This window comes from Candidatus Pantoea communis (assembly GCF_011752685.1).
Classification (GTDB): Bacteria; Pseudomonadota; Gammaproteobacteria; order Enterobacterales; family Enterobacteriaceae; genus Pantoea; species Pantoea communis.
In genome coordinates, this window is record NZ_VWXC01000021.1 from 66,552 (window position 1) to 79,944 (window position 13,393).

Below are 13,393 nucleotides of genomic sequence, written 5' to 3' on the forward strand. Positions count from 1 at the left end.
AACAATAAAAACATTGAGTTATATGTTTTCGTTACAGGATTATTGAAGATTTTTTCTTTTAGAGGGAGTGTGGATTACTGAATTTCAGACACAAAAAAAGCCGCTCGTAAGCGACTTAATTTTGCATCAATCGATGGTGCCGAAGGTCGGACTCGAACCGACATGTATCTCTACGGTTGATTTTGAATCAACTGCGTCTACCGATTTCGCCACTTCGGCACTGAAGAGGATGCGGAAAACGTTGGCGATTATACCGTTACAAACAGAGTGCGCAACACTAATCGACAGCGCTTTGCGCTAAGCGTTGAAAAAACCAGCACTTCGCAGGTTCTGAGGGGCAAACACGGCAGCACAAGTGCCCTTTCGGCGCTTTCCTGTGCAGATTCCAGAACATTCCCAAACTCCCGCCACTTCGGAACTTTCCGTGCTTACGCCTCTCTTAACCAAAACTGACAGCGTCAGATGTATAAGACAAAGAGGTTGAGATGAACAAAGCAACACAACGCATCATTTTGGGATTGGGTATCGCGGCAGCACTGACAGCAGGCAGTGCATCGGCGGCGAGTTGGCAGGATCAGTTGAGCAGCGCGGCATCGCAGCTGTCTCAGCAAAACAGCGGCTCTACTGCCAGCAACACGCAGAACGGCGGTCTGTCGCTCTCTTCGCTGAGCGGTTTACTGAATGGTGGTGACAAAGCGGTTAGCTCCAACAGCATGACCAACGCCGCAGGCGTGATGTCCTACTGCGTGCAGCACAACGTGGTGGATAACAATGTTTCATCAGTGAAGGATCAGGTGCTGAGCAAGCTCGGCCTGAGCAGCCCTGCCGCGCAAGAGCAGAAAACCGATTATCAGCAGGGTCTGCAAGGTTTGCTGAACACCGGCAACGGTCAGCAGCTGAATCTGCAGAGTCTGAGCAACTCGCCGATGGGTGAGAAAGTGAAGACCAAGGCCTGTGACGTGGTGCTGAAACAAGGTAAGAAATATATCGGCATGTAATTCACGCCCTACTTCGGGTTGCAGGTGCGTTGGCGGCTTTCGTTCCCCCGCATCGCTTAGTGAGTAAGTGCATCGGGCGTCTCTCGATAGCCGCCGTTCTGCATCCGGAATGATAGTGGGTGAAGTAACCATGAATAAGGCGCGAGCTGTCCCTCGCGTCTTATTTACTATTGATGGGGAGCGCAATAAATTGCGCCGCTAGGGCCATTAATCCATCAACCAATCAACTCATCAACTCATCAACTCATCACCCCTTTAGTTTCTTCTACCACCCTGCCCAGCACATCCACCGCCTGTTCAAACGATCGAATATTGGTGTAACCGATCACCAGCCCGTAGCGTTTCTGGGTTTGCGTATACCAGCCTGAAAGCGGCAATACGCGCAGCTGATGACGCTGCCAAATCTCTGCCAGCGCTACGTCCTGAACACCTCGCCGCAGGAAGGCCACGATATGCATGCCACCATCAGTGAGTTCAAAGTCAAACAGCTGCGGGAAACAGTGCTGTAGCGCATCCAGCATCATGCGGCGGCGCTGCTGGTAGAGAATCCGCATCTTCTTGATATGGCGATAGAAGTGTCCATCACTGAGGAATTGCGCGAGGATTTTCTGCGGTAGCAACGGCATACCGGTTTCGAGGATTTCACCCAGTTCGCGAAAGCGTTCGATGGTCTGTTGCGGCATCACCAGATAACCCACGCGCATCGCGGGCATCATGGTTTTGCTGAAAGTGCCGGTGTAGATCACCCGATCGTGCACATCCAGGCTCTTCAGCGCGGGAATCACTTTGCGCGTGTAGTGAAACTCGCCATCGTAATCATCCTCAATGATCCAGCTGCTATTCTGCTGTGCCCACTCCAGTAACTGATGCTTACGGGGCAGCGATAACGTCACCGCCAGCGGGCTCTGATGGGTTGGCGTGACGACCGCGAAGCGTGCGTCTGAGTGATAACGCTGCAGGAAATCCACGTCGAGACCTTCACGATCCACCGGTACATAGTGCAGATTCGGTGCGATGCGCTTTAACAGTTTCTGCCCAAAGAAATAGCCCGGATCTTCAAACAGCACTTTGTCGTGAGGATGGGCCAGCACGGCCAGGATGAGGCGCAGGTTGGCGCGATAACCGGTGGTGATAAAAATCTGCTCCGGCTGGCAGTTGAGCCCGCGCGAAATATTGAGATAGCTGGCAATCGCCTCACGCAATGGCTGGTAGCCCATGATGGCGGGCATGATCATTTCATCGGGCCGCAACGTTCGCGCCGCCTTTCCGGAGATCAGCAGCCACTTCTTGTGCGGGAACTCATCCAGTGCCGGAATACCCAGCCGCAGCTCGCCTTTGCTTTCAATCACCGGATGTTCAAGCGGTGTGGAAGGTGGCGCCGTGTTGACCACGGCGGCTTCGCCAAGATTCAGTGCAGGGTTCACGCGTGTTCCCTTCGCGCCCTGGCTGACAAAGTATCCCTCTCCAATGAGGATCTCATAGGCGGCCTCCACGGTTTTACGCGCAACCTGGAGCTCACTGGCTAACACGCGGATCGCGGGCACCCGATCGCCCGGCTTTAAGCGCCCTTCCAGGATCTGCTGGCGATAGCGAGCGTAAATTTCTTTGTAACCCATCTGTCTTCCTTCATCACGATGAAGTGCACATGAATGCGCCCCTGAAGAATGAGCGCACGTCACAGCAGCATAACCATGTCCTACCTGTTTTCTCCTATATTGACCCTTTTCCCTTCGACATAGAAGTTTAAGATGTCCCCATCAACCCGACAACCGCTTGCAGGCTGCTATGAAGATTGTTCACTACCAAACGCCCACCGAGTTGGCCTGCTGCTATGCATTGATGCGCGAACTGCGTTTCAAACTGAAGGATGAAGCTGCGTTTGTGGCGCAGGCACAGCGTCAGCAATTACAGGGCTATCGGCTGGCGGGTATCGAACAGGGCGGTAAACCGGTGGCGCTGGCAGGCTACCGACTGCTGGAAAACTTTATTCATGGCCGTTTTTGCTACATCGATGATTTGGTGACCTGCACCAGCACTCGCAGCCTGGGTTTGGGAGCCGCGCTACTGCACGGTCTGGCGCAGCAAGCACGGGAACAAGGCTGTGGCCGCATCGTGCTCGACACCGCGCTGAGCAATCAACGGGCACAACAATTTTATCAACGCGTCGGTTACCACGCGTTGGGACTGCACTTTTATCGCGATCTCGCTGAGGGAGAAAATTCATGAAACTGCTGCATATTCAGGTCAGCCCGGATCTGGCCGGATCGGCCTCACGTAACGCCTCGGCGCGTTTGGTGGAGAAGCTTCGCGCCCAGCATAGCGATCTCGAAGAGACGGTACTGGATCTGGCGCAGCATCCGTTGCCACACCTGGATGCCTTCACCATTGGCGCCTTCTTTACCCGTCCCGAAGATCGTAACGATGCACAGCGTGCCGCCATTCAGACTTCCGAAAAAATGGTGGATCAGCTGTTCGCCTGCGACACCCTGGTTATCTCGTCGCCGATGTGGAACCTCGGTTTGCCGTCGGTGCTGAAAGCCTGGTTCGACCATATCACCCGCGCCGGACGCACCTTCGCCTTTACCCCGGAAGGCACCAAAGTCGGTCTGGTGAGCGGCAAGAAGGTGTACAGCGTGGTCGCCAGCGGCAGCGTGTTTGCCCACGGCCCGTTTGTGCAGGATGACCAGTTCACGCCTTACATCCGCGTGGCACTCGAATACATCGGCATCACCGATGTGGAGTTTATCCGCGTGGACGGTACACACGATCCCGTCAGCCGCGACACCGCATTACCCCAGGCTCTGCAAGCTATTGACCGCTTATTTTGAATGAGGAAAATATCATGACTTCACGCGTTAACCATTTTAAAACCGCGCCAGCACTGGCCAAATCCATGTCTGATTTCTCTAACACCGTGGCGAATACCGCGCTGGAGAAGTCACTGAAACACTTGATCGATATCCGTGCTTCGCAGCTCAATCACTGTGCCTTCTGCCTCGATATGCATGTGAAGCAGGCGAAAATTGATGGCGAGCGTGAACTGCGTCTGCATCACGTTTCTATCTGGCGTGAATCTCCACTGTTCAGCGCTCGCGAGAAAGTCGCTTTTGCCCTGACCGAAGCGCTGACCCGCATTGGTGAACACGGCGTGGATGAAGCGCTGTACGGTGAAGTGCGTGAACACTTCTCTGAAGGCGAAATCAGTGAGCTGACCTTTAAGATTGCTGCCATCAATACCTGGAACCGCCTGATGATTTTGTCGCAGATGGCACCGGGTGCTCTGGACAGTGCTTACGGCCTGGATCGTGCTGATTTGCGTTAATTTTTACCGCCAGTAGCGCGTGCTGCTGGCGTTGTCATGTTCATCTGCGCTGCCTGACGCTATAGTGAGATTTTGCACCACACAGGACAGCGCGCATGAAAGGCATCAATATTGCGATTTACTTCGATCCCGACCTGATTCACATCAGCGTTCACCAGCAGGATGACAGCTATCTCAGCCACCACTTCAGCTACGATGACAGCGTCATTGAAGAGATCTACCAGTGGCTGGAGCAGTTCACGCCTAATCGCACCCACATTTGCCTGATTGAGCACGATACTGCCGACATCCTCGCCGATGAGCTGGTCGATAACGGCTATCACGTCCATCAGGTGACGCAGCATGATCTCCTGAACTGGTTTGCCAGCGAGCCTCCCGCAGAACCCGATGGTTCGCCTGTCCGTGCCCTGCTGCGCTATCTGGAAAACGAAAACCCGTCTGAATATCAGTCCCGCACTCCGCAGATCGAAGCCTTGATGGATATGCTGGATGAGCTGGACGATCTGGAAGGCGTGGATGAAGTCGAAGATGAAGACAACCTGCCGGATGACGTACTGCGTTTGATGAAGCAGAAGAAAATCACCGCCAACCAAGCCGCAGAGCGTTTGCTGCCCGACGTCAATGAACGCATTCGCGAACACCTGATAAGCTACCCTGAGCTGATGACGCCCGAACTGCTGGAAGATTTCTTCCCGGAGTTGCTGGAAGCGTTAGAAACGCCAAAACATTGATGCATTTTGCATACGCGCGCTAAATTGTGCCGCGACGCGCCTCTACGGTGTGTCGCGGTGTCATTGAAACTCGGGGAAAACCATGCTGGAACTGTTTAAAGCCATCGGGCTGGGATTGGTGGTGCTGTTGCCGCTGGCCAACCCGCTGACCACGGTGGCGCTGTTTCTCGGTCTTGCGGGAGAAATGAATTTCCAGGAACGCAATCGCCAGGCCATGCAGGCTTCGATTTACGTGTTCCTGATTATGATGGTGGCGTGGTACGCCGGGAATGCGGTGCTGCACACCTTCGGCATCTCGATCCCTGGTCTGCGTATGGCAGGAGGATTGATCGTCGCCTTTATCGGTTTTCGCATGCTGTTTCCGGCGAAACCCGTCGGCCACTCCGTTGAAGCCCGGCATAAACAGGATGAAATCGACGCCACCGATGCGAATCGTGAATCGGTTAATATCGCCTTCGTGCCGCTGGCGATGCCCAGTACGGCAGGCCCGGGCACTATTGCGATGATCATCAGTTCGGCTTCCACCGTAAAAGCGGGTGTCGATTTTCCTAACTGGGTGGTGAACGTGGCGCCGGTGCTGACCTTCTTGTCGGTCGCTGTGATTTTGTGGATTTCGCTGCGCAGTTCGGGCGCCATCATGAAGCTGGTGGGTAAAGGCGGGATTGAGGCAATTTCGCGGTTGATGGGCTTTTTGCTGGTGTGTATGGGCGTACAGTTTTTGATTAACGGCGTGTTAGAAGTGGTACGGACTTTCCATTGAAGAGAGTGCGGCCCGAAGGCCGCACCCGATTTACTCTGCTTTCAACGTCTTGCGCACATCCGCAACCTGATCTTTGGTCACGGCTGGGGCATTGTTACTCCAGCCCTGACGGATAAAGGTCGCCAGCTGCGCCACTTCATCATCCGTCAAACGCTTGCCAAAGCCCGGCATCGCGAGGGTTGACGGCGCCTTCTCGGTCGATGGCTGCTGCGCACCGGCGAGAATGGTGTGGATCAAGCCGGTAGGATCGTTGGCATTCACAATGGTGGCCTGATCCAGCTCCGGGAAGATCCCTGGCGCGCCTTTACCGGTCACGAAGTGACAGGCACCGCAGTTATCGATGTACAGACGCTCACCTTCCGTCAGGTTTTTCGCTGCGGTCAGTTTGGCTTCTGTCGCCTGCTGCTTCTGCACGTTGTACGCCTGCAGCGGCGGGTTGCCCCCGATAAACTTCAGGTACGACGCTATCGCTTTGAGGTCGGCATCGGTCATGTGCGAGCTGGAATGCTCAATCACTGACTTCATCTCTCCGCCCACTGCCGCTTTGTCGTTACGACCGGTTTGCAGGTAATCGACGATCTCCTGTTCGCTCCAGCGCGGTAAGCCACGCAGCGACGGCACATCCCAGTTGTTCAGGCTACCACCGGCGAGGAACTTGTCGTCACCGCTGTCCAGCGCTTTCTCGTTCATACCGAGGCCGCGTGGCGTATGGCACGAACCACAGTGACCGAGGCTTTCCACGATGTAAGCACCGCGATTCACTTCTTCAGATGCGCCGCCAATCGGCTGGAACGGCTTGTCAGAAGTGAATGCCCAGTTCCAGAAGCGCATGCCCCAGCGCTGGCTGAACGGGAAGCTCAGTTTGGTCTCTTCCGGCTGCTCACTGCTCGGCTTCACGCCCTTCATGAAGTAGACATACAGCGCGTGCATGTCTTCATCACTGATTTTGGCGTAATCCGGATATGGCATGGCCGGGTAAAGGCGTGAACCATCCGGCAGCACACCTTTGCGCACCGCATCAGAGAACTGCTGCTCGCTGTAGTTGCCGATGCCGTGCTCTTTGTCCGGCGTGATGTTGGTGGAGAAGATGGTGCCAAGATTCGACTCAATCGCCAGACCACCCGCATAATCCGCTTTGCCCGACACGGTATGGCACGCCATACAGTCGCCAAGACGAGACAGATATTCACCCTGCTTGATCAGCGCGGCTTCATCTTCCGCATGAGCCTGTACCGCAAAGCTTCCCAGCAGCACGGCGTTAGCGATTAACAATGATTTTAATTTCATGTGCTTATGCCTGTACCAATGGACCTGGGTTTTTCAGATAGTGTTCTTTGATCGCCTGCGCCGCCATCAGGGTAATCGCACCGATGGTATCGGTCGGGTTCGCCTGGAAGTTTTGCGGGAAGGCGTTACCGCCCGGTACAAACACGTTATGCACATCCCAGCTCTGCAGGTACTTGTTCAGCGCAGAAGTTCTTGGGTTATCGCCCATCACCGCGCCGCCCACGTTGTGCGTGGAGACGTATTTAGTGAGGTCAAAGTCCGCGCCCATCGGCAGGAAGCTCATGCTCATGCTGTCTGGGTTCAGCTCTTTGGCGATATCGCCAACGATGCCTTTCAAATGCTGCTGCAGCTTAAGTTCGTTCTCTTTCCAGTTGAACGTCATACGCAGCAGCGGCTGACCGCGATGGTCGGTGTAGTGCGGATCCAGATCCAGATAGATATCGCGATACGACTGGCAAGTTGTCGTGATGCTGATCTTCATGGAATGGTTGTACCACTCTTCCAGACCCTCTTTGTAACCCATGCCCCAGGCTGGCGTGCCTTTTGGCAGCGCAGCGGCCATTGGCGTACCGGTGGCTTGCGAGCTGTGGATCTTCGCGCCGCCGAGGAAGCCGAGGCCTGGGCCATCGAAGTTGCCTGGTGAGATGTCGTTGAACATCTGGCCGGTGGCGCCTGCGGTGGCGTAGGAGTTGAAGTTCTTATCTTTGAAGAACAGGGTTGCGCCACCGTTGGACAGGAACGCATAGTTACGACCTACCACACCTTCTTCAGTGATCGGGTTGTACGGTTTGCCGATACCGGACAGCAGCATCAGACGCACGTTGTAAAGCTGGAAGCTGGACAGCACGACGATTTTGGCTGGCTGGAACACTTCATTGCCGTCTGCATCGAAGTAGAGAACGCCCTTCGCGGTTTTACCATCGTCGTGCAGCACCACTTTGTACACTTCCGCATGCACTTCGTAAGAGAAGTTAGGCATACGCTTCAGCGCATCCATCACGGCGGTTTGCGGTGAGGCTTTGGAGTAGTTCAGGCACGGGTATTTCGAGCAGTAACCGCAATAGTTACACGGCGCGATCTGGTTGCCGTACGGGTTTTTCCACGCGCGAGACACACAAGCCGACGGGTTCGGGAACGGGTGATAACCCAGCTTGGTCGCCGCTTCTTTAAACATCACGTTGTTCAGCGTGTCTTCCAGCGCAGGCAGCGGATACGGTTCTGAGCGTGGGCCTTCGAACGGGTCACCGCCTTCCAGAATCTGACCACGCAGGTTGCCGGTATTACCCGACTGACCGCAAATCAGCTCAAACTTATAGTAATACGGCTCGATCTCTTCCCAGGTGAACGGGAAGTCCATCACGCGCATATCATCCTGCAGCACGCCCGGCTTGTAAGCCTGATCGACGTAAGTCTTCAGTTTGATATCGGTTGGGGTTGGGCGAATCAGTACCGCCGTCCAGTGCATACCTGCGCCGCCCACACCGGTACCCGGAGCGAATGCGCCCCACTTACGGGTTGGCAGTGCGGTCTGGCTCATGTTGTAACGGACGGTGACCGCCACTTCTTTTGGGGTGGCGAATACTTTGTTACGCACGTTATAGGCGTATTCATCAGCCGGTTTCGGGTAAGCAAAATCCGGGTAGTCACGCTCGCCGCCGCGCTCTAACGCGCGCACTTCCAGCCCGGCCAATGCCAGTTCGATACTCATCAACGAGCCGGCCCAGCCGAGGCCGCAAACGACGACGTCGACTTCTTTCTTTGTAATCTGTGCCATGTTAATCCTGTCTCACATACCAAATACGGGGGTGTCGGCTTACGCGCGCTCACCCAAGAGGCTGACCGGTCCCAGCGGGTACGGCACGTTGTGCTGCTTCACCCATTCGGTGAAGCTGGCGCGTGCGCCTGGGAAGCCAATCGCAATCCAGGCTTTCATGCCCTTATTGCCGCCATACATCGGATCGGCGAGGTAGCCGTGTTTGGTATCTGCCAGTAACTGACCAAAGAACTGCGAGGCTTTCAGGTTCGGTTCACCCATTGCCGGGAAATCGATACCGTCATTTTTATTGACCTTGGTCAGCACCGCGTCTTTCTCTTCCAGCGTCAGTTCATGGAAGGATTTTTTGTAGGTGCTCTGCGTCCACTGAGCCACCAGCTTGATGCCTGTGCGATACAGCTCTTGCGGGGTGTAAGGGATCTGATAACCCATGGTGGCTGGCGCGTGCACGTCGAACGGACCCTGCATGTAAATTTCGCCGCCGAACTCAGGGCTATGGAGTTGCTGATCGATAAAGATCGGCACGTTAGTTTCCAGTGCACCTGGCGCTTTGCCTTTACCACCGGCCGGAATCAGACGATCGGTCGCGGCCAAAATAAACTGCCACTCCTGAGCGCTGAAAAAGATCGGTTTGTAATCGGCGAGTTCCGGTGCTGCCATTTCCGCAGCTTGCGCCGCAGTTAATCCCTTAAATACCAGGTCGCTTAATGGCAAAGCCAATAACGACCCAAGCAAAAACTTACGTCTGGTGGTCGGTTTATTTAGAAGCATGGCGCGACGACTCTCACTTGCTAAGAAAGATAATTATTTTTGTTAATGGCTTTATAAATCGGTAAATAACCTGGCAATCTTAGGGATATAGATATTTCTGAATGTAAAAATCAATGTTCGAATGTGTTTTGATGAGAAACCATCATGATGTTGAATTTAGGTTAAGGGCAGGTAAAGGGCTTTCGGAGGGTGAATTGGACTTTTAACCGTACAATTGCTGTGTTTTTAGCAATTCAGGATGGGCAAATGACCAAAATTGATCGCGCAAGGAAATAATCGCTCAATTCAATCGATAAAAATAAATCATACTTCCATACAAGAGAATTATTCTCATTAATAACATCTTATTTACTTAATTGACCAGTACATGAACGATCTATTTCCTGGAAATGACAGGCGGCGCACAAAATAAGTGAAATAATCGCCGAATGTTATCATTTGTTAATTTCCGGCACAGCTCAGAACAAACCGGCATTTTGCCTGAGCGGCAGCAGCGATAGAGTCAATTTATCTATCACTCAGGAAAACAATAAATGCGTGCATTGATTTTGTTGGTCACTTTATGGAGTAGTGCATTCGCCTTGCAGGCTGCGACACCGAAAGACACGCTGGTGGTTGCCGTACCGCTGGATGGCATCATCAGCTTCGACCCCGCTGAAAGCTTTGAAACGGTCAGCAACAGCGTACAACGCAACATTTATCAGACGCTGGTGCAAGCCGACCGCAATACGCCACAGAAACTGGCACCGCTGCTGGCGACTTCCTGGCAAAGTGGCAGTACGCCGCACAGCCTGGTATTTAACCTTAAACCAGGTGCCCGCTTCTCCAGCGGCAATGCGGTGACGCCGCAGGATGTGATTTTCTCACTGACGCGGGCTGTGCAGTTGAACAAAGCGCCCTCTTTTATTCTCGCCGAGTTTGGCTGGACCAACGAGAACATCGCCAGCCAGTTTAAGGTGCTGAATGATCACCAGCTGGAGATTCAATGGCCCGCGCAGATTGGTCAGGATTTGGCGCTGCGCCTACTGACTGCGCCGGTCGCATCCGTAGTGGACAGTAAAACTGTGCAGCAGCATGCGGTGAATAACGATCTTGGCAATGGCTGGCTGCACACTAACACCGCAGGCAGCGGCGCGTTTACGATTCAGCAGTATGTGCCACAGCAGGCGCTGGTGCTGAGCGCCAACCCACAAGCCAATCCGCAGCCACACCTGAAGCGTATTTTGCTGAAAGGCGTCGCCGATGCGGGTGCCCGTCGCCTGTTGATTCAGCAAGGCGATGTCGATGTCGCTTATCAACTCGGCCCAGACCAGATTGATGCACTGAAGAGCGATAAGCACCTGCACATTGCGGCATTCCCTTCGAGCCTGGTGTATTACCTGGGCTTCAATACGCAGAACCAGGCGCAGCCCGCACTGGGTAATCCGGCCCTATGGGAAGCGGCGCGCTGGTTGGTGGATTACCAGTCCATCTCACAAGATTTGCTGAAAGGTCAGTACCGCATTCATCAAAGCTTCCTGCCGCAGGGCTTTGACGGCGCGCTGGAGGAACAACCGTTCCATTATGATGTGGCTAAAGCCAAAACGATTTTAGCCAAGGGCGGGATTAAACCGGGCAGCAAGTTTGCGCTGACGGTGATCAATCAGCCGCCGTACATTGATGTCGCGCAGGCGCTGCAGGCCAGCTTTGCCAAAGCGGATGTACAGATTGAGCTGCAGCCGGTGGCGGAATCCGAGCTGTGGAGCAAGATGCGCGGCCGCGATTTCCAGTCGATCTTTATCTACTGGGGCGCGGATTACGTTGACCCGAATACCAATGCCAGCGCCTTTGCTTACAACGTGCCGGGCGGCTCGAAAACATTGGCGTGGCGTGTCGGCTGGGAGATTCCGGAACTCAGCGCCAAAACACGTGCCGCAGCAGGCGAAAGTGATGCCGCCAAACGCCGTGCGCTTTACACCGACCTGCAAAACACCGTGCAGCAGAACTCTCCGTTTGTGGTGATGCTGCAGGGCGCGCAGCAGGTGGCGGTGCGGAACAACGTCAATCATGTGCAGCAAGGGATTGGCGTGAGCTTGCTGTTCTTTGATGTGGTGCAGAAGCAATAGATCCTGTTGATGGGGGGATGGCTTCCCCCATCAACACTTTCAGTACAATCTTCATCCTTCCCCTCGCATCGCTTGCTATTCTTTCTGGCATAACCTGTTGCCTGCGAGTGAAAAAATATGACCACCCCGTTGCTGATTGCTCAAACGCCTGACATCCAGTTATCCCTGCTTTCCAATATGGCGAACCGCCACGGCTTAATCACTGGTGCCACCGGCACCGGTAAAACCGTGACGCTGCAAAAAATCGCCGAGTCCTTCTCCAATATCGGCGTGCCGGTGTTTATGGCCGACGTCAAGGGCGATCTCACTGGCGTGGCGACCGCCGGTGAAGGCTCGGAAAAGTTACTGGCGCGGTTGGAAAAGATTGGCGTGACCGACTGGCAGGCACAGAAAAATCCGGTGATGGTGTGGGATATTTTTGCCGAGAAAGGCCATCCGGTGCGTGCCACAGTTTCCGACCTTGGCCCGCTGTTGCTGGCGCGCTTGCTCAACCTCAATGAGGTGCAATCGGGCGTGCTGCAAATCATCTTCCGCATCGCCGACGATCAAGGGTTGTTGCTGCTGGATTTCAAAGATCTGCGCGCCATGACGCAATACATCGGCGATAACGCTAAATCTTTCCAGACGCAGTACGGCAACATCAACAGCGCTTCCGTGGGAGCGATTCAGCGTGGCTTACTGGCGCTGGAACAGCAAGGCGCTGAACACTTCTTCGGCGAGCCGATGCTGGATATCCGTGACTGGATGCGCTGTGACAACGAAGGCAAAGGTTTCATCAACATCCTTTCCGCCGAGAAGCTGTATCAAATGCCGAAACTCTATGCCACCAGCTTGCTGTGGCTGCTGGCGGAGCTGTACGAGCAGTTGCCCGAAGCGGGCGACCTTGATAAACCGAAAATGGTGTTCTTCTTTGATGAGGCACACCTGTTGTTTACCGATGCGCCGCCGGTACTGCTGGAGAAAGTGGAGCAAGTGATCCGTCTGATTCGATCCAAAGGCATCGGCGTCTATTTCGTCACGCAAAATCCGTCGGATATCCCTGATAACGTGCTCGGTCAGCTAGGCAATCGCGTGCAACACGCCCTGCGCGCCTTCACGCCGAAAGATCAAAAAGCGGTGAAAAGCGCCGCCGAAACCATGCGCGCCAATCCGGCGTTCGATACCGTGGAAGCCATTCAGGCGCTGGGCACCGGCGAAGCATTGATCTCCTTCCTCGATGAAAAAGGCAGCCCGTCGATGGTGCAACGTGCGATGGTGATTGCACCCGGTTCACGCATGGGGCCGGTGACGCAGGATGAACGTAATGGCTTAATCAATAACTCCCCGCTGTACGGCAAATACGACACCGAAGTGGATCGCGAATCCGCGTTTGAGATGCTGCAAAAAGGCGTGCAGGCCGCCCCGCAGCAGGCCAATGCACCAGAAGCCAAAGGCAATAATGTCGAGGTCGATGACGGCATTCTCGGGGGACTAAAGGACATTTTGTTCGGCACCACCGGCCCGCGCGGCGGCAAGCGCGATGGCGTGGTGCAGAGCGTGGCAAAAAGCGCGGCGCGCCAGGTCACCAACCAAATCATTCGTGGCGTGCTGGGAAGTTTGATGGGCGGCCGTCGTCGATAACACACTGAAAATATTTATCTTCCTC

The 13,393-nt window shown here is 54.5% G+C and carries 12 protein-coding genes and 1 tRNA gene; 8 read left to right on the forward strand and 5 right to left on the reverse strand.

Annotated elements, in window-relative coordinates:
• Positions 1 to 134: 134 nt before the first annotated feature.
• Positions 135 to 219 (reverse strand) — tRNA-Leu (locus F3J37_RS22480).
• A 266-nt stretch (positions 220 to 485) separates the two neighbouring features.
• Between F3J37_RS22480 and F3J37_RS22485 the strand changes: the two genes are divergently transcribed.
• A complete protein-coding gene (locus F3J37_RS22485; protein ID WP_160868515.1) occupies positions 486 to 998 on the forward strand; it encodes a YjjA family protein in 513 nt (170 codons plus the stop codon).
• A gap of 239 nt (positions 999 to 1,237) precedes the next feature.
• Here F3J37_RS22485 and pdxR read toward each other — a convergent pair whose 3' ends face one another.
• On the reverse strand, positions 1,238 to 2,614 hold the full coding sequence (gene pdxR / locus F3J37_RS22490; protein ID WP_166935945.1) for a MocR-like pyridoxine biosynthesis transcription factor PdxR: 1,377 nt from the start codon (positions 2,612 to 2,614) through the stop codon (positions 1,238 to 1,240).
• 169 nt (positions 2,615 to 2,783) lie between these two features.
• On the opposite strand from pdxR, the gene F3J37_RS22495 reads away from it, so the two are divergent.
• From F3J37_RS22495 to F3J37_RS22515, 5 genes are all read left to right on the forward strand, one after another.
• Entirely contained in the window at positions 2,784 to 3,224 is a 441-nt protein-coding gene (locus F3J37_RS22495; protein WP_160868513.1) for a GNAT family N-acetyltransferase, read from the forward strand.
• Positions 3,221 to 3,826, forward strand: coding sequence for an FMN-dependent NADH-azoreductase (locus tag F3J37_RS22500; RefSeq protein ID WP_160833924.1), 606 nt, complete (start codon positions 3,221 to 3,223; stop codon positions 3,824 to 3,826). Before F3J37_RS22495 ends, F3J37_RS22500 begins: the two co-directional genes overlap by 4 nt.
• A gap of 14 nt (positions 3,827 to 3,840) precedes the next feature.
• Positions 3,841 to 4,320, forward strand: a complete 480-nt coding sequence (locus tag F3J37_RS22505) for a carboxymuconolactone decarboxylase family protein (protein WP_034826422.1) — start codon at positions 3,841 to 3,843, stop codon at positions 4,318 to 4,320.
• Between the two features lie 95 nt (positions 4,321 to 4,415).
• Positions 4,416 to 5,051, forward strand: coding sequence for a Mic1 family protein (locus F3J37_RS22510; RefSeq protein WP_034826425.1), 636 nt, complete (start codon positions 4,416 to 4,418; stop codon positions 5,049 to 5,051).
• Between the two features lie 82 nt (positions 5,052 to 5,133).
• Entirely contained in the window at positions 5,134 to 5,811 is a 678-nt protein-coding gene (locus F3J37_RS22515) for a MarC family NAAT transporter (protein WP_166935947.1), read from the forward strand.
• Positions 5,812 to 5,841: 30 nt separating this feature from the next.
• On the opposite strand, the gene F3J37_RS22520 is transcribed toward F3J37_RS22515, so the two are convergent.
• The 3 genes from F3J37_RS22520 to F3J37_RS22530 are packed head-to-tail and all read right to left on the reverse strand — an operon-like array spanning position 5,842 to position 9,643.
• Positions 5,842 to 7,098 carry a c-type cytochrome gene (locus tag F3J37_RS22520; RefSeq protein ID WP_058959422.1) on the reverse strand — a complete coding sequence of 419 codons (1,257 nt, stop codon included), beginning with the start codon at positions 7,096 to 7,098 and terminating at the stop codon, positions 5,842 to 5,844.
• A 4-nt stretch (positions 7,099 to 7,102) separates the two neighbouring features.
• Entirely contained in the window at positions 7,103 to 8,872 is a 1,770-nt protein-coding gene (locus F3J37_RS22525; RefSeq protein WP_160868511.1) for a GMC family oxidoreductase, read from the reverse strand.
• 39 nt (positions 8,873 to 8,911) lie between these two features.
• Complete coding sequence (locus tag F3J37_RS22530; RefSeq protein WP_166935949.1) at positions 8,912 to 9,643, reverse strand: gluconate 2-dehydrogenase subunit 3 family protein; 732 nt, start codon at positions 9,641 to 9,643, stop codon at positions 8,912 to 8,914.
• Positions 9,644 to 10,176: 533 nt separating this feature from the next.
• Here F3J37_RS22530 and F3J37_RS22535 point away from each other — a divergent pair.
• Together F3J37_RS22535 and F3J37_RS22540 are read left to right on the forward strand one after the other, a co-directional pair.
• On the forward strand, positions 10,177 to 11,748 hold the full coding sequence (locus F3J37_RS22535; protein WP_160868510.1) for an ABC transporter substrate-binding protein: 1,572 nt from the start codon (positions 10,177 to 10,179) through the stop codon (positions 11,746 to 11,748).
• Between the two features lie 117 nt (positions 11,749 to 11,865).
• Positions 11,866 to 13,368, forward strand: coding sequence for a helicase HerA-like C-terminal domain-containing protein (locus F3J37_RS22540; protein WP_160868509.1), 1,503 nt, complete (start codon positions 11,866 to 11,868; stop codon positions 13,366 to 13,368).
• Positions 13,369 to 13,393: the final 25 nt, after the last annotated feature.

Bases quoted from the DNA above. Each gene is read 5' to 3' on its own strand.
- F3J37_RS22485 (WP_160868515.1), top strand. From the start codon at position 486: ATGAACAAAGCAACACAACGCATCATTTTGGGATTGGGTATCGCGGCA.
- pdxR (WP_166935945.1), bottom strand. From the start codon at position 2,614: ATGGGTTACAAAGAAATTTACGCTCGCTATCGCCAGCAGATCCTGGAA.
- F3J37_RS22495 (WP_160868513.1), top strand. From the start codon at position 2,784: ATGAAGATTGTTCACTACCAAACGCCCACCGAGTTGGCCTGCTGCTAT.
- F3J37_RS22500 (WP_160833924.1), top strand. From the start codon at position 3,221: ATGAAACTGCTGCATATTCAGGTCAGCCCGGATCTGGCCGGATCGGCC.
- F3J37_RS22505 (WP_034826422.1), top strand. From the start codon at position 3,841: ATGACTTCACGCGTTAACCATTTTAAAACCGCGCCAGCACTGGCCAAA.
- F3J37_RS22510 (WP_034826425.1), top strand. From the start codon at position 4,416: ATGAAAGGCATCAATATTGCGATTTACTTCGATCCCGACCTGATTCAC.
- F3J37_RS22515 (WP_166935947.1), top strand. From the start codon at position 5,134: ATGCTGGAACTGTTTAAAGCCATCGGGCTGGGATTGGTGGTGCTGTTG.
- F3J37_RS22520 (WP_058959422.1), bottom strand. From the start codon at position 7,098: ATGAAATTAAAATCATTGTTAATCGCTAACGCCGTGCTGCTGGGAAGC.
- F3J37_RS22525 (WP_160868511.1), bottom strand. From the start codon at position 8,872: ATGGCACAGATTACAAAGAAAGAAGTCGACGTCGTCGTTTGCGGCCTC.
- F3J37_RS22530 (WP_166935949.1), bottom strand. From the start codon at position 9,643: ATGCTTCTAAATAAACCGACCACCAGACGTAAGTTTTTGCTTGGGTCG.
- F3J37_RS22535 (WP_160868510.1), top strand. From the start codon at position 10,177: ATGCGTGCATTGATTTTGTTGGTCACTTTATGGAGTAGTGCATTCGCC.
- F3J37_RS22540 (WP_160868509.1), top strand. From the start codon at position 11,866: ATGACCACCCCGTTGCTGATTGCTCAAACGCCTGACATCCAGTTATCC.